Annotated in this window: 19 protein-coding genes and 1 riboswitch; of the genes, 6 read left to right on the forward strand and 13 right to left on the reverse strand. The window is 61.3% G+C overall.

All coding sequences use genetic code 11. The annotated features are described in order from the left end of the window. Positions 1–852: a flagellar motor stator protein MotA gene (motA, locus tag J1D76_RS10630; RefSeq protein ID WP_046039800.1), complete on the reverse strand. Its 852-nt coding sequence runs from the start codon at positions 850–852 to the stop codon at positions 1–3. A 167-nt stretch (positions 853–1,019) separates the two neighbouring features. Here motA and J1D76_RS10635 point away from each other — a divergent pair, with 167 nt between their 5' ends. Genes J1D76_RS10635 through asd form a run of 3 tightly spaced genes read left to right on the forward strand, consistent with a single transcriptional unit; the run spans position 1,020 to position 4,296 of the window. Beyond that, the gene (locus J1D76_RS10635) at positions 1,020–2,558 is read left to right on the forward strand and encodes an HDOD domain-containing protein (protein WP_421138282.1); all 1,539 of its coding nucleotides are present in this window, start codon (positions 1,020–1,022) and stop codon (positions 2,556–2,558) included. A gap of 42 nt (positions 2,559–2,600) precedes the next feature. Further along, positions 2,601–3,416, forward strand: a complete 816-nt coding sequence (gene rhdA / locus J1D76_RS10640) for a thiosulfate sulfurtransferase (protein ID WP_421138283.1) — start codon at positions 2,601–2,603, stop codon at positions 3,414–3,416. Between the two features lie 19 nt (positions 3,417–3,435). Next, positions 3,436–4,296 (forward strand): archaetidylserine decarboxylase, encoded by an 861-nt coding sequence (gene asd / locus J1D76_RS10645; protein ID WP_421138284.1) that lies wholly within the window; start codon positions 3,436–3,438, stop codon positions 4,294–4,296. Positions 4,297–4,392: 96 nt separating this feature from the next. Here asd and serB read toward each other — a convergent pair whose 3' ends face one another. Then, a complete protein-coding gene (gene serB / locus J1D76_RS10650) occupies positions 4,393–5,607 on the reverse strand; it encodes a phosphoserine phosphatase SerB (RefSeq protein WP_421138285.1) in 1,215 nt (404 codons plus the stop codon). A gap of 135 nt (positions 5,608–5,742) precedes the next feature. Between serB and J1D76_RS10655 the strand changes: the two genes are divergently transcribed. Next, a complete protein-coding gene (locus J1D76_RS10655) occupies positions 5,743–7,254 on the forward strand; it encodes an AhpA/YtjB family protein (RefSeq protein WP_421138286.1) in 1,512 nt (503 codons plus the stop codon). A gap of 244 nt (positions 7,255–7,498) precedes the next feature. Here the strand turns inward: J1D76_RS10655 and J1D76_RS10660 are convergent, their stop codons facing one another. The 9 genes from J1D76_RS10660 to J1D76_RS10700 form a co-directional block, all read right to left on the reverse strand. Beyond that, positions 7,499–8,212 carry a PqiC family protein gene (locus tag J1D76_RS10660; protein ID WP_421138287.1) on the reverse strand — a complete coding sequence of 238 codons (714 nt, stop codon included), beginning with the start codon at positions 8,210–8,212 and terminating at the stop codon, positions 7,499–7,501. A gap of 176 nt (positions 8,213–8,388) precedes the next feature. Then, entirely contained in the window at positions 8,389–10,656 is a 2,268-nt protein-coding gene (parC, locus tag J1D76_RS10665) for a DNA topoisomerase IV subunit A (RefSeq protein WP_150727899.1), read from the reverse strand. 7 nt (positions 10,657–10,663) lie between these two features. Then, positions 10,664–11,188 carry a retropepsin-like aspartic protease family protein gene (locus J1D76_RS10670; protein ID WP_421138288.1) on the reverse strand — a complete coding sequence of 175 codons (525 nt, stop codon included), beginning with the start codon at positions 11,186–11,188 and terminating at the stop codon, positions 10,664–10,666. After that, positions 11,185–12,177: an esterase-like activity of phytase family protein gene (locus J1D76_RS10675; RefSeq protein ID WP_421138289.1), complete on the reverse strand. Its 993-nt coding sequence runs from the start codon at positions 12,175–12,177 to the stop codon at positions 11,185–11,187. Before J1D76_RS10675 ends, J1D76_RS10670 begins: the two co-directional genes overlap by 4 nt. Further along, positions 12,177–14,081, reverse strand: coding sequence for a DNA topoisomerase IV subunit B (gene parE / locus J1D76_RS10680; RefSeq protein ID WP_421138290.1), 1,905 nt, complete (start codon positions 14,079–14,081; stop codon positions 12,177–12,179). Before parE ends, J1D76_RS10675 begins: the two co-directional genes overlap by 1 nt. Before the next feature lie 56 nt (positions 14,082–14,137). Then, positions 14,138–14,746, reverse strand: a complete 609-nt coding sequence (locus J1D76_RS10685; protein WP_421138291.1) for a YqiA/YcfP family alpha/beta fold hydrolase — start codon at positions 14,744–14,746, stop codon at positions 14,138–14,140. 192 nt (positions 14,747–14,938) lie between these two features. Continuing rightward, the gene (gene cpdA, locus J1D76_RS10690; RefSeq protein WP_421138292.1) at positions 14,939–15,754 is read right to left on the reverse strand and encodes a 3',5'-cyclic-AMP phosphodiesterase; all 816 of its coding nucleotides are present in this window, start codon (positions 15,752–15,754) and stop codon (positions 14,939–14,941) included. Between the two features lie 112 nt (positions 15,755–15,866). After that, the gene (locus J1D76_RS10695; protein WP_007977461.1) at positions 15,867–16,319 is read right to left on the reverse strand and encodes a DUF1249 domain-containing protein; all 453 of its coding nucleotides are present in this window, start codon (positions 16,317–16,319) and stop codon (positions 15,867–15,869) included. Then, a complete protein-coding gene (locus J1D76_RS10700; RefSeq protein WP_421138293.1) occupies positions 16,310–16,927 on the reverse strand; it encodes an NUDIX domain-containing protein in 618 nt (205 codons plus the stop codon). The genes J1D76_RS10695 and J1D76_RS10700 overlap by 10 nt, the downstream gene beginning before the upstream one ends. Before the next feature lie 223 nt (positions 16,928–17,150). Here J1D76_RS10700 and J1D76_RS10705 point away from each other — a divergent pair, with 223 nt between their 5' ends. After that, positions 17,151–17,897 carry an RsiV family protein gene (locus tag J1D76_RS10705; protein WP_421138294.1) on the forward strand — a complete coding sequence of 249 codons (747 nt, stop codon included), beginning with the start codon at positions 17,151–17,153 and terminating at the stop codon, positions 17,895–17,897. Here the strand turns inward: J1D76_RS10705 and cytX are convergent. Both cytX and thiC read right to left on the reverse strand, forming a co-directional pair. Then, positions 17,866–19,158 (reverse strand): putative hydroxymethylpyrimidine transporter CytX, encoded by a 1,293-nt coding sequence (gene cytX, locus J1D76_RS10710; RefSeq protein WP_421138295.1) that lies wholly within the window; start codon positions 19,156–19,158, stop codon positions 17,866–17,868. The genes J1D76_RS10705 and cytX overlap by 32 nt on opposite strands. 133 nt (positions 19,159–19,291) lie before the next feature. Then, positions 19,292–21,181 carry a phosphomethylpyrimidine synthase ThiC gene (thiC, locus tag J1D76_RS10715; RefSeq protein WP_421138296.1) on the reverse strand — a complete coding sequence of 630 codons (1,890 nt, stop codon included), beginning with the start codon at positions 21,179–21,181 and terminating at the stop codon, positions 19,292–19,294. 165 nt (positions 21,182–21,346) lie between these two features. Next, positions 21,347–21,452: riboswitch (TPP riboswitch) on the reverse strand. A gap of 206 nt (positions 21,453–21,658) precedes the next feature. Here thiC and J1D76_RS10720 point away from each other — a divergent pair. Continuing rightward, complete coding sequence (locus J1D76_RS10720) at positions 21,659–23,092, forward strand: TolC family outer membrane protein (protein WP_421138297.1); 1,434 nt, start codon at positions 21,659–21,661, stop codon at positions 23,090–23,092. The last annotated feature ends 48 nt before the right edge of the window (positions 23,093–23,140 follow it).

The following is a 23,140-nucleotide window of genomic DNA, read 5'->3' on the forward strand; positions in this document are numbered from 1 at the left end:
TTAGCGACCGCGAACCGCTTGTTCCAGCTCGGCGAAGCTTGGGCGGTGCGCCGGGTACAGCACCTTGCGCCCGAACTCCACGGCCAGCGATGGCGGCATGCCGGAAGCCGATGCCACCAGCGAGGCCTTGATGGCTTCGTAGACGTTCAGCTCTTCCTTGGCATCGTGGGCCAGGGAATGCGCCAGCGGGCCGAAGAAGCCGTAGGCAGCGAGAATACCGAAGAAGGTACCTACCAGTGCCGCGCCGACGTGCAGGCCGATGGATTTCTGGTCGCCTTCACCCAGCGAAGCCATGGTCACCACGATACCCAGTACCGCCGCGACGATACCGAAACCCGGCATGGCGTCGGCAATGCCGTTGACCGCGTGGGATGGGTGTTCCAGGTCTTCCTTGAGGCTGAACAGTTCCATGTCGAACAGGCCTTCCAGCTCATGGGGCGCCATGTTGCCGGAAGACATGATGCGCAGGTAATCGCAGATGAACGCGGTCATGCGCTCGTCCTTGAGCACCGTCGGGTACTTGGCAAAGATCGGGCTCGCCGCGGCATCTTCGATGTCGCCTTCAATGGCCATCATGCCTTCGCGGCGGCTCTTGTTGAGGATCTCGTAGATCAGGCCCAGCACTTCCAGGTAGAAGGCGTGGTTGAAACGCGAACTGAACATGCCCAGGGATTTCTTGAGCACGTGCATCGTCATATAGCCGGGGTTGGCCTGCAAGAATGCACCGAGGGCAGCACCGCCGATAATCATCACCTCGAAAGGCTGGATCAGGGCGGCAATCTTGCCGTGGGAAAGCACGTATCCGCCGAGCACGCTCGCGAATACGACGATGATGCCGATAATTTTAGCCATAGGTTAGGAGAGCACTTACTGAGTCGGGTTCAAGGTCATATTCGGAAGTTAAAAAATCTCTTCTTCTACTTATCGGCAAAACTGCGCCAGACTATAGCCAGTTCAGGCGAAAAGCTAATTTGACCCCCTACGGGCACAGGTATTGTTGACGATGATCGCCTCCCACCATGGTTAACGAAACGAACGTTCCAACGCCAAAACCAACCACGCTCGAAGGCTGGGTCAAGCTTCTCGATGGCGTTCGCCTCCCCGTCCCGCAAGCCAGCCACGACCGGGTCTGCAAGGCCATCCGCGATAATCGCAGCTCGCTGCGCGACATCGCCGACCTCATGCAAGGCAGCCCGGCCCTGGCCTTGAGCGTGATTCGCGAAGCCAACCGGCACACCCATGGTGTCATGACCGAGCCTGCGGAAAACCTCGAGATCGCGATCAATCGCCTCGGACTCAAACGCACCGAAGAACTGCTGGCGCGATTGCCCGCGATGCCTCAGGCCGAGATTCCCAAAGCCTTGCGGCAGATACAAATGATCAGCCAGCACGCCACGCAACAGGCCAACGGTTTTTTTGCCAGTCGCCTGGCGCGGCTGTGGCAGGACATCCATTGGGGCAGCCTGCTGTTTCTGTCGCCGTTGTGGCCATTGGCGCTGACGCACCCGAAGTTGCTCGAAGACTGGGAGTTGCGGGTCATCCATAAAGGTGAGTCGGCCCGCAAGGTCGAAAAGCAACTGTTTGGTGTGCGCTTGCTCGACATCGGCCAAGCGCTGGTGGAAATCTGGCGCCTGCCGATCTGGGTGCAGCAAGGTTATCGACTGTTGCTCACCGAGCAGCGCGAGCTGGTGAAAGTCCTGCGCATCGCCCGCGACAACGCGCACCCGTTGCGCCAGCAGAACCGCCTGGATGACGATCCGACCCTGCGCCGCTGGCTCAATCAGCCGGCCAATACGGTATTGCTGGCCAACGGTCTGGCACTGTCGGCGCAACACGCCTGGGACAGCCCGCACAGTCGGCGCTGGCAGTACTTGACCGGCCTGTACCTGCAAATGCCGATGGACGAGTTGCAACAGCAATTGCACCAACAAGCCGCCAACAGCGCCCATCAACACGCCATGCCCGACCTCTGGCACCCGGCCGAAGCGCTGCTTTGGCCATGGGGCACGAACCGCATTCATGCCGGTTTGCTGCCAGCCGCAGGGCCCAGCGCCGACGACCTGGTGAAGTGGCGCAAGCAATGCGCCGAACTGCTTCACGAGCCCAGCCGTTTTTCCAATGCCATGTCCCTGACCATCGCAGCGCGGGATGCCCTGATGGCCTGCGGTATGCGTCGGGTTATGATCCTGATGGCCGACCGCACCCATGCCAACCTGCGGGTGCACCAGACATCGGGACTGGCAAAGGAAGCTGCCGGGCTGAATTTTGCCGTGAGCCAGAGCAGCGTGCTGCAACGTTTGCTCGCGCAACAGGCGCAAGTGCGCCTGAGTCCGGCCAACAATGCGCAGTTTTCTGCCTTGTTGCCCCACAGCCTGCGTTCGCAGTTCAGCGGCGAACATCTGTTGCTGCGCTCACTGGTCAACAATGGTCGGGTCATCATGATTGTCGTGGCCGATCAGGGCGGCGGAGCCTTTTCGGAAACGTCCGTGCAAGCCTTCGGCAAAACCGCGCAGTGCATCGAGAAAGCGCTGCACAGCTTTAGCACCCGAGGCCAGTGACGCTGCGCTACAATCCTCCCTTTTGTGCTCTGGAGACCTCACATGTCTGACTTCTCTGGCTTGCCGCTGGTGATCGAGCCGAGCGACTTGCTCCCTCGCCTCGACGCCCGCGAACTGATTCTGGTGGACCTGACCAGTGCCGCCCGCTACGCCGAAGGGCACCTTCCGGGTGCGCGTTTTGTCGACCCGAAACGCACGCAGCTCGGCCAGGCACCCGCGCCAGGGCTGATGCCCCCGCAGGCAGCGCTCGAAGCGCTGTTTGGCGAGCTGGGCCACAACCCAGAGGCGGTTTACGTGGTGTATGACGACGAAGGCGGTGGTTGGGCCGGGCGTTTTATCTGGCTGCTGGATGTCATCGGCCACGACAAGTACCACTACGTCGACGGTGGCCTGCCGGCCTGGCTGGCCGAAGGTTTGCCGATGTCGATCCAGATCCCGCCAGCCGTGGGTGGTCCGGTTCACCTGACCCTGCATGACGAACCCACGGCCACCCGCGAATACCTGCAAAGCCGCCTAGGCGCTGCTGACCTGGCGATCTGGGACGCGCGCGGGCCGCTGGAGTATTCCGGCCAGAAAGTGTTGGCAGCCAAGGGTGGGCACATTCCTGGCGCGGTCAATTTCGAATGGACCGCGGGCATGGATCAGGCCCGCCAACTGCGCATCCGCACCGACATGCTGCAGATTCTCGAACAATTGGGGATCAGCAAAGACAAAGAAGTGATTACCCACTGCCAGACACACCATCGGTCTGGCTTCACCTATCTGGTGGCCAAGTCCCTCGGTTATCCGCGGGTCAAGGGCTACGCCGGTTCCTGGGGCGAATGGGGCAACCACCCCGACACGCCCGTAGAGATTTAAGGTTTTTAAAGGACAGTTAATGAACAAGCGTCTGTTTATCCTCAGCCAGTACCTGCTGCCCCACCATTTTCTTTCACGACTGGCCGGCTGCATCGCCGAATGCCGTGTGCGCTGGTTCAAGAATGCCTTCACCGCATGGTTCGCCAAGCGCTATCAAGTGGACATGTCACAGGCACTGGTCGAAGACCTGACCGCCTATGAGCACTTCAATGCGTTCTTCACCCGCGCCTTGAAAGACGGTGCTCGCCCGCTGGACGAAACCCCGGGCGCGATCCTCAGCCCGGCCGACGGCGCGATCAGCCAGCTCGGCCCGATCGAACACGGTCGTGTGTTCCAGGCCAAGGGCCACAGTTTCAGCGTGCTGGAACTGCTGGGCGGCGATGCGGCGAATGCTGCGCCGTTCATGGGCGGTGATTTCGCGACCATCTACCTGTCGCCGAAGGACTACCACCGCGTGCACATGCCGCTGGCCGGCACCTTGCGCGAAATGGTTTATATCCCCGGCCGCCTGTTCTCGGTCAACCAGACCACCGCGGAAAACGTTCCGGAACTGTTCGCCCGCAACGAGCGCGTGGCGTGCATTTTCGACACCGAGCGCGGGCCGATGGCCGTGGTGCTGGTGGGTGCGATGATCGTTGCCTCGATTGAAACCGTCTGGGCCGGTCTGGTGACACCGCCCAAGCGCGAGCTGAAAACTTTCCGCTACGACGAAGCTTCGCGTGCACCGATCCACCTGGAAAAAGGTGCGGAGCTGGGTCGCTTCAAGCTGGGTTCGACCGCGGTCGTGCTGTTCGGGCCGGATCAAGTGAAGTGGGCTGAAGACATGACCGCGGGTGTGGCCGTGCAGATGGGCCAGGGTATGGGCTCGCCAAAAGCATAAACCCATTGCGCTAAACCTGTAGGAGCCGGCTTGCTGGCGATGGGGCCTTTGAGGACGCTATCGCCAGCAAGCCGGCTCCTACAGTAGATTTACGTGTTACAACTGGCCGTCGCGATCGCGCAAGCCCAGCAGGTACAGCACGCCGTCCAGGCCCAGGGTCGAAATCGCCTGCTTGGCCGACTGCTTGACCAGCGGTTTAGCGCGAAATGCCACGCCCAACCCGGCAATCGCCAGCATCGGCAAATCATTGGCACCGTCGCCGACCGCAATGGTCTGCTCCAGGCGCAAGCCTTCCTTGTGTGCCAGCTCCTTCAGCAAATCAGCCTTGCGCTGCGCATCGACAATCGGCTCGATCGCCACGCCGGTAACCTTGCCGTCGACCACTTCCAGTTCATTGGCGAACACATAGTCGATCCCCAGCTTCGCCTGCAATTGCTTGGCAAAGTAGGTAAAACCGCCCGACAAAATTGCGGTCTTGTAGCCCAGGCGCTTGAGCTCGGCGAACAGGGTTTCGGCGCCTTCGGTCAAACGCAGCGATGCGCCGATGGAGTCCAGCACCCCAACGTCCAGACCTCTGAGCAAGGCCAGGCGCTCCTTGAAGCTGGCACGGAAATCGAGTTCACCGGCCATCGCCCGCTCCGTGATTTCCGACACCTTGTCGCCCACGCCAGCAGCCTTGGCCAATTCGTCGATCACTTCGGCCTCGATCAGCGTCGAGTCCATGTCGAACACTGCCAGGCGACGGTTACGACGGAACAGTGAATCCTCCTGGAAGGCGATATCGACGTTCAATTCCTGGGCAACGCTGAGGAATTCGGCCCGCAGCGCCTGCGGATCCGCCGCCTCGCCACGCACGGAGAACTCGATGCAGCCCTTGCCCTTGTCGGCCGGGGTGTCCAGCGGCATGCGTCCGGACAGGCGATCGATGTGGTCGATGTTCAAACCGTATTTAGCGGTAATCGAGCTCACGGCCTGCAATTGCCCGGCGGTCACTTTGCGGGTCAACAACGTCACGATGTGGCGTTTTTTGCCCTGATTCCCGACCCACTGCTGGTAATCCTCCTCGGACACCGGCGTGAAACGCACCTGTTGATCGAGCTCGTAACCCTTGAAGAGGATGTCCTTGAGCACGGACTTGCCTTGCTCGGTGTCGGGAATTTCAACCAGGATGCCGAACGACAGGGTGTCGTGGATCACCGCCTGACCGATGTCGAGAATGTTCACACCACCCTGGGCCAGAACGCCGGTAATGGCCGCAGTCAGACCCGGACGGTCGACTCCCGTGATGTTTATCAGGACGATTTCGCGCAAGGCGCACCCCCGCAGGTGGAAAAAAACCGCATTCTACCCACTTTCAGTGACCATCGGGCACCGTGAGCGCTTTGACGGTCTAGGGCCTGTCGCTATACTGCGCGTCAACTTCACGGACTAAAGAGCCGAGCGCAAGTGAACCGGCCCACGCCAGTAAAAACCGATAACTTCTTCCTGCTGATCTTCCGGGCACTGCGCCACCGCCGTGTACCGATTGCATTGCGCATTGCCAGCCATAACGTGATCCTGGTCGCCCTGGCCCTGGTCATCTATGCCGGTGTGATGGGCTTGCAGTTCAAGCAGGCCATGCACGAGCAGGCGGATGCGCTGGGCGAAAGCCTGACGACGCAGACGGCCACCTCGGCCACCGAGCTGTTGGTGTCCAACGACATCCTCAGCCTCAACGTGCTGCTCAACAACCTGACCAAGAACAAGCTGGTGGCCCACGCCGCCATCTATAGCCCGGACAACCGCATCCTCGCCGAATCCGGCCAGCGCCCGAAACACGGGCTGCTGGGCGAAGCCGAGGGCATGTACCAAAGCAAGATTACCTTCCAGGACGTGACGGCCGGGCAGTTGCGCATCAGCCTGGACATGGACCAGTTCCAGCAGCCGATGACCATCAGCCTGCAGAGCATGGGCATCCTGAGTGCGATTTTGCTGGCCCTGTCCCTGGCCCTGAGCCTGCGCATGGGTCGCTACCTCTCCACGCCGCTGCTGCAATTGCGGGTGTGGCTGCGCAACATCGACGAGTACACCCCGGGCACCGACCGCCAGGACGAAATCGGCGACCTGGCGCGCCAGCTGCACGCCAACTTCGCCCCGGAGCCTGCTCCCGTGCCGGAGCCTGAGCCGGAACTCGACGATGTCGAAGACGAGCCAGAATTCGAAGTCCGCAACCTGCGCGACCCGAGCTTCGACGAGAGCCGCCCGGTCGCAGCGCTCAAGCCCGCGCCACGGCAGATCGTCAGCACCGTCGAAGACGACGATGACGAAGACCCGTTCGCCGACCTGCGCGACGAATCGCTGACCAGCAACCCGCAACCGGCGATTCGCCAGGCCACGCCGAGCGTGCCACAACACAGCGCGGTGCTGGCGGTGCAACTGGGTTCCCAGGAGCAACTGCGTCGCCTGCCGCGGGCGCGCCTGGAAGAGCTGCTCGAACGCTATCGTGACTGCCTGGACCAGGCCGCCTCGCTGTATCAAGGCGAAGTGGAAACCCTGAACGATGGCAGCACGCTGATGCTATTCCACACTGAAGACAGCGGCGACGACTACCTGACCAACGCCATTTGCTGTGGCGAGCTGCTGCGAGCCTTGGGCCACCAGTTGCAGATCGAAGTCGCGGACAGCGGCATCACCCTGCAATTACAGTTGGGCTTGACCATCGGTGACGAATTGTTCGGCCTGAGCCAGATCGACCTGTTGCTGACCGACCCTGCACAGGACGCCCTGGCCCTGTCGCAACACAGCCGCAACCTGCTGCTGGTGGAGCGCAAGATCAGTGATGACGTGTTGATCCGCCAGCGTGCGCGGATCCGCCCGATTGCCAGCCCTGAAGGTGCGTGCTGCGTGGAGCGGCTGATGGAACCGTATCCCTCGATGCTGGAGCGGCAACTGGCGCGGATGCATGAGCGTCGGGCGTAAGCCTTGACCCCGATGTGAAGAAGCCCGCCGATGAGCAATTGTCTGCGGGCTTTTTTGTTGCCTGCCCGGACGCCTTCGCTGGCAAGCCACACAGTGTCCGCGTCGTACGCAGATTATGTGGACGACGCAAAACCTGTAGGAGCTGGCTTGCCAGCGAAGAGGCCAGAACAGGCCCTGAAGATCTCCCAGCTGCAGAAACAACAAAGCCCGCACAAGGCGGGCTTTGTTGGCAATCCATCCCGGCTTAGAAGCGGAACACTTCCATATCCGTACGAATCGGCGCAGCCATCGGGATCTTCGGCTGCTTATCCTGCTCGACCACCGGCGCGGCCGGTTTGGCGGCCTGCTTGCGCGGGGCCTCGGCGATTGGCGGCTGGTTGGCCAGCGGCTTGAGGGCTACCGACAGCTGTTCGGCCAGGCGCTGCAGCAATACGCCTTGCGCCTGGACCTGCGCCGCCGTGTTGCCGGCATGCTGTTCCTGCAAATGAATGATGCGGTTGTCACGAACTTGCCCTCGGCGGTCGATCAGGCGCCATTGCGCGTCGAGGATCGCCGGTTGTTTTTCACCCGAATCCAGTCGAGTGATGGTCAGCAACACCTGAACGTCCGGGTTAAAACCCAAGGTCGCAGGAGCCAACACTACCCGCTGGCTGTCCAGATGACCGGCAACCTGACGCAGTAGCAATTGATCGATATCCGACGAAAGGCTACCCGCCCAACGACCGTCCGTCGCCGCTTGCAGGCTGCCGTCCGGCTGACGCTGCAACAGGGTTTCGCGTTGCAGGTAATCGGCCACGGTGACCGGGCCCAACAAAACCGCCATGCCTGTGCTTTGCGCAGGCTGAACCGGACTACCAGCGTCCAGTTGATACAGCGACACCGGCTGGTGAACGCTGCAACCCGCCAGGCCAAGAACGCCAGCGAGCATAAGTAAAAAAGGAAGGCGCAGAGCAGTCATCGTCCCGTCCAGGTGATCGCAAAAGGGCTGATCACAGTGAAAATACTCAATAAATATGAAGAACGCGCGGCTATGCCGGCGCTTGAAAGGCCATATCATCCGTGAATATGCGTTCCGACTCCAGCGCCAAAGCGCCGATCTGCGGGTTAAATCGTAGATCAGCGCCTCTAAGTCGCCTAATTGAGGTTTTCGACGAGCAGCGCATCTACCCGCTGGAAGCCACGTGGCAATTTGTTACCACGACGTCCCCGTTCGCCCTTGTAGTGTTCGAGGTCGTCCGCTTTCAGTGACAAGGTACGTTTGCCGGCCTGCAACACCAGGGTTGCACCGTCCGGCAGCACGGCGATGTCCGTCACATACTCTTCGCGACTGGCCACGCGCTCACCGGGAATCCCGATGATCTTGTTGCCTTTGCCCTTACCTAATTGTGGCAGGTCGCTGATCTTGAAGATCAACAGGCGACCTTCGGTGGTCACCGACGCCAGCCAGTTCTGCTCACGGTCGGCCACCGGGCGCGGCAGCATGACCTTGGCGTTGTTCGGCAGGCTCAACAGCGCCTTGCCTGCCTTGTTCTTGGCTTGCAGGTCTTCACCTTTGACCACGAAACCGTAGCCGGCGTCGGAGGCGATCACGTACAACGCATCGTCTTCGGGCATCAGCACGCATTCGAAACTCGCCCCTGGCGGCGGCGTCAGGCGACCGGTCAGCGGTTCGCCCTGGCCACGGGCCGACGGCAAGGTGTGAGCGGCCACCGAATAACTGCGGCCGGTGGAGTCGATAAACACGGCAAACTGATTGGAGCGTCCGGCGGCCAGCGCCTTGAAACCGTCCCCGGCCTTGTAGGAAAGGCCGGTGGCATCGATCTCGTGGCCTTTGGCGGAGCGGATCCAGCCTTTTTCCGACAGCACGACGGTAACCTTCTCGTTCGGCAACAGATCGTGTTCGGTCAGGGCCTTGGCTTCGGCGCGCTCGACGATTGGCGAGCGACGGTCATCACCGTAGGTCTCGGCGTCCTTGATCAGTTCGCTGCGCACCAGTTTTTTCAGTTTGGTTTCGCTGCTCAACAGGGCTTGCAGCTTGGCTTGTTCCTTGAGCAATTCATCCTGCTCGGCCCGCAACTTCATCTCTTCCAGGCGCGCCAACTGACGCAGGCGGGTGTCGAGGATGTAGTCGGCCTGGATTTCGCTCAGGGCAAAACGCTCGATCAGCGCAGCCTTCGGATGCTCCTCGGTGCGGATGATGTGAATCACTTCATCCAGGTTGAGGTAGGCAATCAGCAAACCGTCCAACAGGTGCAGGCGACGCTCAACCTTGTCGAGGCGAAATTGCAAGCGACGACGCACGGTCTGCACCCGGAATTCCAGCCACTCGACCAGCAATGCACGCAGGTTTTTCAGCTGCGGCTTGCCGTCCAGGCCGATGATGTTGATGTTGACCCGGTAGCTCGACTCCAGCTCAGTGCTGGCGAACAGGTGCTGCATCAGCGCATCGTGGTCGAAGTTCTTGCGCGCACCCGGAATGATCACGATCCGGCACGGGTTTTCGTGGTCGGACTCGTCGCGCAGGTCGGCAATTTGCGGTGCCTTGGACGGCTTGGCCTGCATCATCGCGGCGATCTGCTCCAGCACCTTGGCGCCGGAGACCTGATGCGGCAGCGCGGTGACGATGATGTCGCCGTCCTCGATGTGATACACGGCGCGCATGCGCACCGAACCACGACCGGTTTCGTAGATTTTCAGCAGGTCGGCGCGCGGCGTGATGATTTCCGCTTCGGTCGGGTAGTCCGGGCCCTGGATGTGTTCACAGAGCTGTTCGACCGTGGCTTTCGGCTCGTCGAGCAAGCGCACACAGGCGGTGGCGACTTCGCGCAGGTTGTGCGGCGGCACGTCAGTGGCCATGCCCACGGCGATACCGGTGGTGCCGTTGAGCAGGATGTTCGGCAGGCGCGCCGGCAACACCAGCGGTTCGTCCAGGGTGCCGTCGAAGTTCGGGCCCCAATCCGCGGTGCCCTGGCCCAGTTCGCTGAGCAGCACTTCGGAATAACGCGACAGCCGCGCCTCGGTGTAACGCATGGCGGCGAAGGACTTGGGATCATCCGGCGCACCCCAGTTGCCCTGGCCGTCGACCAGCGTGTAGCGGTAGCTGAACGGCTGCGCCATCAGCACCATGGCTTCGTAGCAGGCCGAGTCGCCGTGGGGGTGGAATTTACCGAGCACGTCACCGACGGTACGCGCCGACTTCTTGTGCTTGGAATCGGCGTCCAACCCCAGCTCGCTCATGGCGTAGATGATACGCCGCTGTACCGGTTTCAGACCGTCGCCGATATGCGGCAAGGCACGGTCCATGATCACGTACATGGAGTAGTTGAGGTAGGCATTTTCGGTGAAGTCAGCCAGTGACCGGCGCTCTACACCGTCCAGGCTGAGATCAAGGGAGTCGCTCATGCGGGCCTCATCGGTTCGTTGTCTGGCGCAGCAGCATGGTGCCACCGCGCTGGGTAAATTCAAGTTTGTTCAGTGCGCTCATGCCGAGCAACACCTGGTCGCCATGCAGCCCCGGCGCCACCAATGCACGCACGTCGTGCAGCACGATGTCGCCCAGTTGCAGGCGTTCAATACGGGTGCGATAGCCCTGGCTCAGGCCATTGGCCGTGCTCAGGGTCACGCCGAATCCTTCTTCGAGCTTCAGGCGCTGGGCCAGCTCCAGCGGGATCGACACATCGGTCGCCCCGGTGTCGAGCATGAAGTCCACCGGCTGACCGTTGATCTGGCCGCTGGCGACAAAATGCCCCTGCACATTGCTGGCCAGTTTCACTTCAATAAATCCTTCGCCCTGCTGCGAACTGACCACCCCATTCGGATTTTGTTGGCGCGCTTCCCACTGGCCGAAAAACCGCGTGGCCAGAAACAGCGCCGCGCACCAGGCCAGCACCATGAACACCCGGCCGATGCGCTGGCCCGGCGTTTGTTGCTTCACGGTTTGGCGCTCCAGCCACCTTCCGGTGCAGCGAAACGCCAGACCACCGGCCGGACTTCACCGTCGTTGCGCGGGCCAAAGTTGTTGTCGACGCCAATGAAGGCGCCGTCGTCTTCGATGACCAGTGCTTCTTCCAGCCCATAGTTCTGTGGATAACGGCGATTTTTGTCCTTCAACAGCCCCGTCGCGTATGACCAGCAGCGCTCGACCTCAGCCGTCTGCGGGTCCCGGCGGCAGATCTGGTAGGCGTTACGCTCCAGGGTAAACAACTTGCCGTTGTACAAAGAAAGGTCGGAGAAATCCCGGGCAACAAGCTTGGCGTGCGGAAAGTCTGGCGGCTGCATTTCCTGACCGGCCTCGCTCAACAACACGCAGGCTCCGTCGCAATCCCACACGGTCTGCTTGCGCTTGATCATCAGCAACCCGCGACCTTGACGCTCGGCAGCGAGCCAGATCTGATCGCCGGCGGGATTGACCGCAATCCCTTCGAAAATGGCGTTGAAGTGCTGAAGCAGACCACGGGCACGCGCCTCACGCACCAGCATCGGGGTGATTTTCAGCCAGGTCGCCGGGCCCGTGGGCGGCACTTGCAAGACGGCGGCATGACCCTCGCTGACCAGGTAGCGATTGCCCGCGGCGTCGCAAGTGATGCCTTCAAAATCCAGATCCCCGCCGCGTACGAACGAAGCGCCCCAGACACGCGACTTCAGGCCCCAGGGCAATCCGCTTTCCGGCACCGTCGGCACGTCGATGTGCAGGGTTTCGGCCTGCCAGACGGTTTCGCTGGTATCGAGGCGGTAGATCTGGTCATCGTCGCGATCAGACTCCGTCCACAGCTCGGTGCCGCACCTGGCCAGCCCGGACAGGTTGCCGCCGCGCATGCCCTCGACAGGGTGCTCGGACAACAAACGCAGCTCTGGCACCGGCTCGGCAACCACCGTGAGCGATGTCAGCAGCAACCCACACGCCAGGGCAAAGCCCAGCCGCATCAGCCCAGTACCTCGGCCAGGTTGCCCTTGGATTCGAGCCAGGTCTTGCGGTCGCCGGCGCGTTTTTTCGCCAGCAGCATGTCCATCATTTCCGAGGTCGCCTCGAAATCTTCCAGGGTCAATTGCACCAGGCGCCGGGTGTTCGGGTCCATGGTCGTCTCGCGCAGTTGCGGCGGGTTCATTTCACCCAGGCCCTTGAATCGTGTGACTTGCGGCTTGCCGCGCTTCTTCTCGGCCACCAGGCGATCGAGGATGCCATCACGCTCGGCTTCATCGAGGGCGTAGTAGATTTCCTTGCCCAGGTCGATGCGGTACAGCGGCGGCATGGCCACGTAGACGTGACCGGCATCCACCAACGGGCGGAAATGCTGGACGAATAACGCACACAGCAAAGTGGCAATATGCAGGCCGTCGGAGTCGGCGTCGGCGAGGATGCAGATCTTGCCGTAGCGCAGCTGGCTCATGTCCGCCGCGCCCGGATCGACACCGATGGCCACGGCGATGTTGTGCACTTCCTGGCTGGCCAGTACTTCGCTGCCGTCAACTTCCCAGGTGTTGAGGATCTTGCCGCGCAACGGCAGGATCGCCTGGAATTCCTTGTCTCGCGCCTGCTTGGCCGAGCCGCCGGCGGAATCACCTTCGACCAGGAACAGCTCGGAACGCATTGGGTCCTGCCCGGCACAGTCGGCCAGTTTGCCCGGCAGCGCCGGCCCCTGGGTAATGCGTTTGCGCTCGACCTTCTTGCTGGCCTTGAGGCGGCGGCCGGCGTTGTTGATCGCCAGTTCCGCCAGCAACATGCCGGTTTCCGGGTTGGCGTTGAGCCACAGGCTGAACGCATCCTTGACCACACCGGAGACGAAGGCCGCCGCTTCACGGGAGGACAGGCGTTCCTTGGTCTGGCCGGAGAATTGTGGCTCCTGCATCTTCATCGACAGGACGAAGGCAATGCGTTCCCACACGTCTTCCGGCGCCAGCTTCACGCCACGCGGCAATAGGCTGCGGAATTCGCAGAACTCGCGCATCGCGTCCAGCAGGCCCTGACGCAGACCGTTGACGTGGGTGCCGCCCTGAGCGGTCGGGATCAGGTTGACGTAGCTTTCCTGCACCGCGTCGCCGCCTTCCGGCAGCCACAGCAGTGCCCAATCCACCGCTTCTTTATTGCCGGCCAGGCTGCCGCAGAACGGCTCGTCCGGCAGGCGTTCGAATTCACTGACCGCGTCGACCAGGTAGGAACGCAGGCCATCTTCGTAATGCCATTCGACTTTCTCGCCGGAGGCCTTGTCTTCGAAGCTGACCAGCAGCCCCGGGCACAACACAGCCTTGGCCTTGAGCACGTGCTTGAGGCGGCTGATGGAGAATTTCGGTGAATCGAAGTATTTCGGATCCGGCGCGAAGAATACGCTGGTGCCGGTGTTGCGCTTGCCGACAGTGCCGACGATTTCCAGCTCGGAGGCCTTGTAGCCATCCTTGAAGGTCATCTGGTATTCGTTGCCGTCACGCTTGACCCGCACGCGCACTTCGTTGGACAAGGCGTTGACCACGGAAATACCCACGCCGTGCAAACCGCCGGAGAACTGGTAGTTCTTGTTGGAAAACTTGCCACCCGCATGGAGCTTGGTGAGGATCAGCTCGACGCCCGACACGCCCTCTTCGGGGTGAATGTCCACCGGCATGCCACGGCCATCGTCGCTGACTTCCAGGGAATGGTCGGCATGCAGGATCACCTGCACCGACTTGGCATGCCCGGCCAAGGCTTCGTCGACGCTGTTGTCGATGACTTCCTGGGCAAGGTGGTTCGGCCGACTGGTGTCGGTGTACATGCCGGGGCGTTTGCGCACCGGGTCGAGGCCCGAGAGGACTTCGATGGCGTCTGCGTTATAAGAGCTAGCGCTGGGAGTGGCCATGGGTTCTCGTCGTCAGTATTGGGTGAAAAGAGAAAGCTATAAAAGCAGGCAATGCATCACAAAGACGTGAAATCAATTGCCTGATACAAATCTGCGCCGATGCCGGCAAAACTCAACATGGCCGGCAATTGTGCGGCAAACCCCTGGAAACCATGGTCGCCTCCGGCCTGGATACGCAAGGCACAGGCCCGGTAATACTGCTGGGCGAGGCGATAGTCCAGCGTTTCGTCAGCGGTCTGCAACCATACCTGATAACGCTGCGGATCCCGGGGCGCTGGCACTTCCAGTTCGGCCAGGGCCGCCACGTGGTCGTGGGTCAATTCCCAGGCTTCATCGGTATACAGGTTTTTCTGCGTCCCCAGATAGCCGTCGAACATCCGGTGCGGGCTGACGGCCGGGTTGATCAGCAGGGCTTTCAAGCCCTGGCGTTCAGCCAGGTGAGTGGCATAGTAGCCGCCGAGTGAGCTGCCGACCAGCAGTGGCCGCCCCAGTTCGGCAATCGCCTGCTCCAGTTGCGCGATCGCCTGGCGCGGATGATGGTGCAACGCCGGAACCCGCAATTGTTCGCCCAGGCCCATGCGCTCCATCACCGCGACCAGTTGGCAGGCCTTCTTCGACAACGGCGAGCTGTTGAAACCGTGGATATAAAGGATCGAACCGGACATTTGAGCTCCCTGGGCGTCGGCTAAAGAGGCGCAGTTTACAGGGTGCCGGGGGGTGTTGGGCCAGCATCCATGGAAATGACCACCACCCTGTAGGAGCTGGCTTGCCAGCGAAGGCGGACTGTCAAAACAACAATCTTGTTGAATGTGACGGCCTCTTCGCTGGCAAGCCAGCTCCTACAAGGGTTTGGGGGGTCAGTAGCCGTTGGAGCCGTAATCCACGGTGAAATTGAAGCCGGTGACGCGTTCCACGCCGGTTTCCAGAGCGCCGTCCGGCAATAGCCGCAACCAGCGATAGCCCGGCGCCTGCTCCCCGACCTTGAAATCTTCGCTGCCTGGCTCGAACTGGATACAGGTCGAAGGCGAGGCGAGCAAACGCACGCCATTGCGCAGTTGGTCGATTTCCTGGTGCACATGCCCCCACAAGACCGCGCGCACCTGTTCGAAACGGTCGAGCAGGGCGAACAGCGCCTCGGGATTGCGCAAGCCGATCGGTTCCATCCAGGCGCAACCGATGGGCACCGGATGATGGTGGAAACACACCAGATGATGGCGATCCGGCGCCTCGCTCAACGAACGGGCGAGCAATTGCAGCTGTTCGTCCTGCAAATACCCCGGCACCGAGCCCGGCACCGCCGAATCGAGCAACGTGACTCGCCAGTTGCCGATATCCACCACCGACTCGAGCAAAGCGCTCTGCACCGCTGCTTGGGCCATCATCTGCGGTTCATCGTGATTGCCGGGGATCCAGCGCGCCGGTGCATCGAGCTGGCGCGTCTGGTCGCGAAATTGCTGGTAGGACTCCAGCGTCCCGTCCTGCGACAGATCGCCCGTGGCCAGGATCAAGTCAATCTGCGGCTGTTGCGCCTGCACCAGCTCGATGACCCTTTGCAGGCTGTCGCGGGTATTCATGCCCAGCAGCGCACCATCCGCCTCGGCGAACAGGTGGCTGTCGGAAAGTTGCACCAGCAACGCCGGATCGGCGGTGGACAATGTGGATACGCTCGGCAAGGCGTTCTCCCAGGGCGTGATCACGGGGATGGATAAGTGCCGCAATTATGCTGGGGGATGGTCGAAAGGGGAAACCAGTGAACCTGACGCAGTTCACAACTACGCCTCACATTTAACGTACTACTTCGTACTCATGCCCCAGCGCCAGGCAATGGCTCAGCCATTCGCCCAGAAACATGTTCAGCTGGGCCTTTTCGTCCGGCTGGTGCATCGAGGCGTTCGGGTAAGGATAGATGCCGCGAAAGCGTCGCGCATGTTCGGCGCTGACCACTTCGGCCATGCGCGCATCGTGATAGACCTGCACCTCGAGTTGCGGCACCGGCAGCCAAGGCAGGCTGTGCTCCTGGCGCACTTGCAGGGTGGTGGTGTAAGGACAGGTCAGTAACACTTCCAGGGCCAGTACGCCGAGCATCTGGTCGCCATGGGTCACGGCGATGCGTCGCGCGGCGGGCTCGCTGCGCATGTCCGGCAGCAGTCGCATCAGGCGCGCGTAGTTCGCCTCGCAGGACGCTTGCAGCCCCACCAGGTCGACCCGATAGCGATCGCGCAGCTTGTTTACGACCATAACCCCCTCACTTCAACGCGGTTCAAAGCCAGCCATTGCAAGGCAATGATGCTCGCCGCGTTGGCAATACGTCCGTCGCGTACAGCTTGCAGGGCATCTTCGAACGCCCAGACCGTGACGCGGATATCTTCTGCCTCTTCCTCCAGCCCATGCAGGCCGCCAGCCCCGGTGGTGTCGCAACGGCCCAGATACAAATGGACGAACTCGTTGCTGCCGCCCGGCGATGGGAAATATTTGAGCATCGGCCAGAGCGCCCCGATTTCCAGCCCAGCTTCCTCCTGCGCCTCGCGGTGAGCAACTGCTTCCGGCACTTCTTCCTTGTCGATCAGACCAGCGACCAGTTCGATCAGCCACGGGTTGTCGGTCTTGCCCATGGCGCCAACACGAAACTGCTCGATCAGCACCACTTCGTCGCGCTGCGGGTCATAAGGCAACATGCAGACCGCGTCATGGCGCACAAACACTTCACGATTGATCTCGCGGCTCATGCCCCCGGCGAACAATTCGTGGCGCAAGTGCACGCGTTCGAGTTTGTAGAAGCCCTCGTAGCACTTTTCGCGCCGCACGATATCGACGGCGGTCGGAATGGCGTTGGCAAAATCCGTCATGACTATCCTCGTGACTGCATATCCTGAACAAGGCCGTTTTTTTCCTGGGCCTCGACTTCGCGCCATCCTAACGCGCCCGTGATGTTTGATGCAGCCCCTTTACCGTCAGCGGGATAGACGGTGAGGGCGAAACCCACTCTAATTAGCTTAGTGGCGAACTGACTGCTTTGTTGAGAGTCGAAGCCGGTACTTTTGCCTTCCCCTGTTTTCAGAAAGGACGCCCATGTCGCTTTTCAAAATGGCCTCTGTGGCCGCTATCGCCCTGACCCTGGGCGCTTGCGCCAGCCTGTTCCAACCCAACTACCGGACGCCGCTGGAAACCACCCGCGACGCCTCCGAGCAGCTCAAGCCTGGTTGCAACAACCCGGATTGCCCGCTGGTCAACATCGATACGCTGCGCTTTCCGGCCGAGCCTGCGCTTGACGGCATCGTCGAAAAACGCCTGCTGCAATTGACCCGCACCTCGCCCGATGCGCCGGTCGCGCCGACCCTGGCAGCCTATCGCGATGAGTTCCTGCGCACCGCCGGCCCACGCAACAGCAGTTATCTGCAAGCCAAGGTACGCGAGCAGCATGACGGCTTGGTGATCGTTGAGTTATCCAGCTACCTGGACACCGGCGGTGCCCATGGCACGCCGGGGCGGGGTTTCATCAACTATTCGCGCCAGCAGCATAAAGTGCTGACATTGTCGGACATGTTGCTGCCAGGCCAGGAAGACGCGTTCTGGAAAGCCGCGCAGGTGGCGCACAACAGCTGGCTGATCAGCACCAAGCTCGATCAGGAAGCGGAGTTCGTGAAGAGCTGGCCGTTCCAGAAAACCCAGAACGTGGCGCTGACCTACGGCGGGGTGATCCTCAAGTACGAAACCAGCACCATTGCGCCTTACGCACTGGGCCACGTCGAACTGAAGATCCCCTACCCTCGCCTGAACGGCATTCTCAGGCCCGAGCTGTTTCCCGGCCGTCACTGAAGGCCCGGCCCAGCACTAGTTGCAGCAGCCCTGCCAGGACTAGCGCCGGCAGGGTGGCGCCGACATCCGGGTATAAGTTGGCCAGCAAGTGATAGGTGCTGACCCCACCCAGCCAGGCGAGCAACGCCGGCCAGCGCAATGCGGCCGAGGCCACCCGGCCGCTGCGCTTGCGCAGGATGAAGTGGTCCACCAGCACCACCCCGAACAACGGCGCGAACACCGAACCGATCAGCAACAGGAAGTTCTGGTACTGAGCCAGCGGCGCCAGCAGGGCGATCAGCGTGCAGATGACGCCGATGGCCAGCGCCAGGTGTTCGACCTTGGCACGCGACAGAATCGCGCTGGACACCGCCGCCGAGTGAATATCGGCAAAGGCGTTTTCCGATTCATCCAGCAGAATCAGCAGCAGCGGAATCCCCAAACCGGCACCGGCCAGCGCCAGCAGCAAGGCATTGACCTCACCGCTCGGCGCGAACGCCAGGGTGTAGGCCACGCCCAGGCTCATCAGCCAGAAGTTACCGATGAAGAACCCGACAGCGGTGCCACCGAAGACGTTTTTCGCACGCTTGCCAAAACGCGAATAGTCCGCGATCAGCGGCAACCACGACAGCGGCATGGCAATGGCGATGTCGAAGCCCACGGCGAACGGCATCGATCCGTCACCGGCCTGGGCCCACAATGCAGCCAGGTCAGCCTTGGCGAACAGGTTCCAGGTCAGCCAGATGCACGCGGCCAGCAGCAGCCAGATGCCCCATTTGCGCAGGATCTGCCGTACGAACGTCAACGGACCGGAGACGGCCAGCAAGGTCGCCAGGGCGCCGAAGACCAGGGTCCAGAGCAGCGGATTCGACAGCAGGCTGCCTTCGCTGAAGGCCTTCGCCCCCAACAGGCTCGCCGCGTCGCGCATGACGATGATTTCGAACGAGCCCCAACCAATCAGTTGCAGCAAGTTCAGCACCGCCGGCAGGCTCGCGCCTTTGACACCGAGGCTGAGCTTGAGCGCGGCCATCGACGACAGGCCGGTGTCGCTGCCGATCACGCCAACGGCGGCCAGCAGCAGCACGCCGACCAGCGTGCCCAGGAAAATCGCCAGCAACGAACCGGACAAGCCCAGGCCCGGCGCGAGCAATGCGCCGGTCTGCAAGACCATCAGGCCGATGCCGAGGGAAAACCACAGGGAAAACAGATCGCGACCACCGAACACACGTTTGTCGGTCGGCACCGCGATATCGGGAGAGTAAGTGCTGGGTTGAATGCTCAAGGGTGTTATCTCAGAGGGACATTTGTTGTTGTGGTCTACACAGTCCTGTAGGAGCTGGCTTGCCAGCGATCAAAGGCGACGCGGTGCATCAGTGACGCCGCAATCGCCGGCAAGCCGGCTCCTACAGATGGCATCAAACTTTCTGGTACAGCTGGCTGCCTTCCTGCTTGAAGCGCTCAGCCTGTTCGGCCATGCCTTGGGCGACGTCCACGTCGACCGCTTCGATCCGTTGGTTGGCCGCGTACTCGCGGACTTCCTGGGTGATCTTCATCGAGCAGAATTTCGGTCCACACATCGAGCAGAAATGCGCGACCTTGGCCGAATCCTTGGGCAGGGTTTCGTCGTGATACGAACGCGCGGTGTCCGGATCGAGGCCGAGGTTGAACTGGTCTTCCCAGCGGAACTCGAAACGCGCCTTGCTCAAGGCATTGTCGCGGATCTGCGCGCCAGGGTGCCCCTTCGCCAGATCGGCGGCATGGGCTGCGATCTTGTAGGTGATGATCCCGGTCTTCACGTCATCCTTGTTCGGCAGGCCCAGGTGTTCCTTGGGCGTGACGTAGCAGAGCATGGCGCACCCGAACCATCCGATCATCGCCGCACCGATGCCAGAGGTGATGTGGTCGTAGCCCGGTGCGATGTCAGTGGTCAGCGGGCCGAGGGTGTAGAACGGCGCCTCGTCGCAGCATTCGAGCTGCTTGTCCATGTTCTCTTTGATCAACTGCATCGGCACGTGGCCCGGGCCTTCGATCATGCACTGCACGTCGTGTTTCCAGGCAATCTTGGTCAGCTCGCCGAGGGTTTCCAGTTCGCCGAACTGCGCTTCGTCGTTGGCGTCGGCAATCGAACCCGGACGCAGGCCGTCGCCCAGCGAGAAGCTGACGTCGTAGGCCTTCATGATTTCGCAGATGTCTTCGAAATGGGTGTAGAGGAAGTTTTCCTTGTGGTGCGCCAGGCACCACTTGGCCATGATCGAACCACCGCGCGAGACGATGCCGGTCACGCGCTTGGCGGTCATCGGCACGTAGCGCAACAGCACGCCGGCGTGGATGGTGAAGTAGTCGACGCCCTGCTCGGCCTGCTCGATCAGCGTGTCGCGAAACAGCTCCCAGGTCAGGTCTTCGGCCACGCCATCGACTTTTTCCAGGGCCTGGTAGATCGGCACGGTACCGATCGGCACCGGCGAATTACGAATGATCCACTCGCGGGTTTCGTGGATGTGCTTGCCGGTGGACAGGTCCATGACCGTGTCCGAACCCCAGCGAATGCCCCAGGTCAGTTTCGCCACTTCTTCTTCGATGGACGAACCCAAGGCGCTGTTGCCGATGTTGCCGTTGATCTTCACCAGGAAGTTACGGCCGATGATCATCGGTTCCAGTTCAGTGTGGTTGATGTTGGCCGGGATGATCGCGCGGCCACGGGCAATTTCGTCACGGACGAATTCGGGGGTGATGATTTTCGGCACGCTGGCGCCGAAGCTGTGGCCGGCATGTTGCTGATCGAGCAGGCCGGCAGCGCGGGCCACTTCCAGCTTCATGTTTTCGCGGATGGCGACGTATTCCATCTCGGCGGTGATGATGCCTTGGCGCGCGTAGTGCATCTGGCTGACGTTGGCACCCGGCTTGGCGCGGCGCGGGTTGTTGACGTGGGCGAAACGCAGTTTGGTCAGTTCCGGATCGGCGAGGCGCTCCTGGCCGAAGTTCGAGCTCAGGCCGCTCAGGCGCTCGGTATCGCCACGGGCTTCGATCCACGGCGAACGTACGTCGGCCAGGCCTTTGCGCACATCGATGATGACATTGGGGTCGGTGTACGGGCCCGAGGTGTCGTACACCACCACCGGTGCGTTGACCTCACCGCCGAAGTCGGTCGGCGTCACATCGAGGCTGATTTCGCGCATCGGCACGAGGATGTCGGGGCGGGTGCCCTGGACATAGATTTTTTGCGAGCGGGTAAACGGCTGCACCGATTGTTGGTCGACCTTGGCCGAATCACTCAAGTTGGTGGCTATTTTTGCTTTTGTGGTCATCACGGGCTCTCCAGACAGCATCCAGGCAGTGGAATTTTGTCGGAGCGAACCTGTAAACGAATGGACGCACGGGCGCTGGGGAAAACCAGCCGTGCTGTGCTCAGTACTCGAGGGGTGTTCGATTGTCGAACAACATCCCGGACGAAGCACAAGAGGACTCGCCGGGTGACGAGAAATCTTGTTCCCTACGCAGGCGCTAACCTGATCAGGTTCAACGGGATCCGAAATTATTCGATCTCAGCCTCATAGCAAGGCACCCCGACAAGAACCCGGCCAGTCTAGACACAACTGGCAAAGAACGCCAACCCCGCTTCACACCCCCATGATGAATGGCGTAATTACACGCAGTATCGGGATTGTTGGCACCCGATTGCCCAACTACACTCGCTACGCTTAACCGCGCATTGACGCTGTAAAAGCAACGCCTTAGCCTTGGCGCTCAAATTACCTGTGTAATATCAATTCTAGGGATCGTCTATGCTGCGCAAACTCTCACTGGCCCTTGCCGTGTCTTGTGCGACCAATGGAATGGCCTGGGCAGCAGAAGCGCCCTTATCGACCAAGACGGATCTGGTCAGTGTCTACCAGGAAGCTGTGGATAATAACGCCGACCTGGCGGCGGCCATCGCCCAATACGGCGCACAGAAAGAAGTCGTCCCCCAGGCTCGTGCCGGATTGCTGCCCAACCTCTCGGGTGGTGCCAACGTTTCCGAAGTCCGCACCTCGCTTGATCAACCGTCGGGCACGGCCAACCGCGATGCGCATTCGTACCAGGCAACCCTGGCGCAACCGCTGTTCCGTGCTGATCGCTGGTTCCAGTTCCAGGCGGCCAAGGATGTCAACGAACAGGCCGCCCTGCAACTCTCGGCGACCGAGCAGAACCTGATCCTGCAAACCGCGAACAGTTATTTCAACGTGCTGCGCAGCCAGGACAACCTGGCCTCGACCAAGGCCGAAGAAGCGGCGTTCAAACGCCAGCTCGACCAGTCCAAGGAGCGCTTCGATGTCGGCCTCTCGGACAAGACCGACGTGCTGCAATCCCAGGCCAGCTACGACACGGCCCGCGCCAACCGGATCGTTGCGCAGCGCCAGGTGGATGACGCTTTCGAAGCGCTGATCACCTTGACCAACCGGCAGTACAAATCGATCCAGGGCATCAGCCACAAATTGCCGATCCTGGCGCCGGTGCCGAACGATGCCAAGGCCTGGGTCGAAACAGCAGGCCGGCAGAACCTCAACCTGTTGGCGAGCAACTACGCCGTCAGCGCCGCCGAGCAAACTCTCAAGCAACGTAAGGCCGGTCACTTGCCAACGGTTGATGCGATTGCCAAGTACGAGAAAGGCGACAACGATGCACTGGGTTTCAGCAACCCCAATGCGCTGGGCCAACCCTACGGAGGCAACGTCGAGCAAACGACCGTTGGCCTGCAACTGAACATACCGATCTACAGCGGCGGCCTGATCAACTCCCAGGTGCGCCAGTCGTACTCGCAACTGGACCAGACCGAGCAGCAGCGTGAATCCTTGCGTCGGCAAGTCGTGGAAAACACCCGCGACCTGCACCGTGCGGTGAACACTGACGTCGAGCAGGTACAGGCGCGCAAACAGTCGATCATTTCCAACCAGAGCGCAGTGGAAGCGACGGAAATCGGCTACCAGGTGGGTACGCGCAATATCGTCGACGTGCTCGATGCGCAGCGTCAGCTGTACACCTCGGTACGTGACTACAACAACACCCGCTACGACTACATCCTCGACAACCTGCGCCTGAAACAACAGGCCGGTACGTTGAACCCGGGTGACCTGCAGACCCTGGCCCGCTGGCTCAAGCCTGACTACAACCCGGACAAGGACTTCCTGCCACCGGATTTGGCAGAGGCGGCAGCGGAGCAGTTGAAAGCACGGCCTTGATCTAAACCCTGAAAGCTTCGCTGGCAAGCCAGTGCCTACAGGTATATG

The sequence above is a fragment of the Pseudomonas sp. NFX15 genome, assembly GCF_049132105.1.
GTDB lineage: Bacteria > Pseudomonadota > Gammaproteobacteria > Pseudomonadales > Pseudomonadaceae > Aquipseudomonas.

Excerpts from the sequence above, each read along its gene's own strand:
- motA (WP_046039800.1), bottom strand. The coding sequence starts at position 852 with ATGGCTAAAATTATCGGCATCATCGTCGTATTCGCGAGCGTGCTCGGC.
- J1D76_RS10635 (WP_421138282.1), top strand. The coding sequence starts at position 1,020 with ATGGTTAACGAAACGAACGTTCCAACGCCAAAACCAACCACGCTCGAA.
- rhdA (WP_421138283.1), top strand. The coding sequence starts at position 2,601 with ATGTCTGACTTCTCTGGCTTGCCGCTGGTGATCGAGCCGAGCGACTTG.
- asd (WP_421138284.1), top strand. The coding sequence starts at position 3,436 with ATGAACAAGCGTCTGTTTATCCTCAGCCAGTACCTGCTGCCCCACCAT.
- J1D76_RS10660 (WP_421138287.1), bottom strand. The coding sequence starts at position 8,212 with ATGACTGCTCTGCGCCTTCCTTTTTTACTTATGCTCGCTGGCGTTCTT.
- parC (WP_150727899.1), bottom strand. The coding sequence starts at position 10,656 with ATGAGCGACTCCCTTGATCTCAGCCTGGACGGTGTAGAGCGCCGGTCA.
- J1D76_RS10675 (WP_421138289.1), bottom strand. The coding sequence starts at position 12,177 with ATGCGGCTGGGCTTTGCCCTGGCGTGTGGGTTGCTGCTGACATCGCTC.
- parE (WP_421138290.1), bottom strand. The coding sequence starts at position 14,081 with ATGGCCACTCCCAGCGCTAGCTCTTATAACGCAGACGCCATCGAAGTC.
- J1D76_RS10685 (WP_421138291.1), bottom strand. The coding sequence starts at position 14,746 with ATGTCCGGTTCGATCCTTTATATCCACGGTTTCAACAGCTCGCCGTTG.
- J1D76_RS10695 (WP_007977461.1), bottom strand. The coding sequence starts at position 16,319 with ATGGTCGTAAACAAGCTGCGCGATCGCTATCGGGTCGACCTGGTGGGG.
- J1D76_RS10700 (WP_421138293.1), bottom strand. The coding sequence starts at position 16,927 with ATGACGGATTTTGCCAACGCCATTCCGACCGCCGTCGATATCGTGCGG.
- J1D76_RS10705 (WP_421138294.1), top strand. The coding sequence starts at position 17,151 with ATGTCGCTTTTCAAAATGGCCTCTGTGGCCGCTATCGCCCTGACCCTG.
- thiC (WP_421138296.1), bottom strand. The coding sequence starts at position 21,181 with ATGACCACAAAAGCAAAAATAGCCACCAACTTGAGTGATTCGGCCAAG.
- J1D76_RS10720 (WP_421138297.1), top strand. The coding sequence starts at position 21,659 with ATGCTGCGCAAACTCTCACTGGCCCTTGCCGTGTCTTGTGCGACCAAT.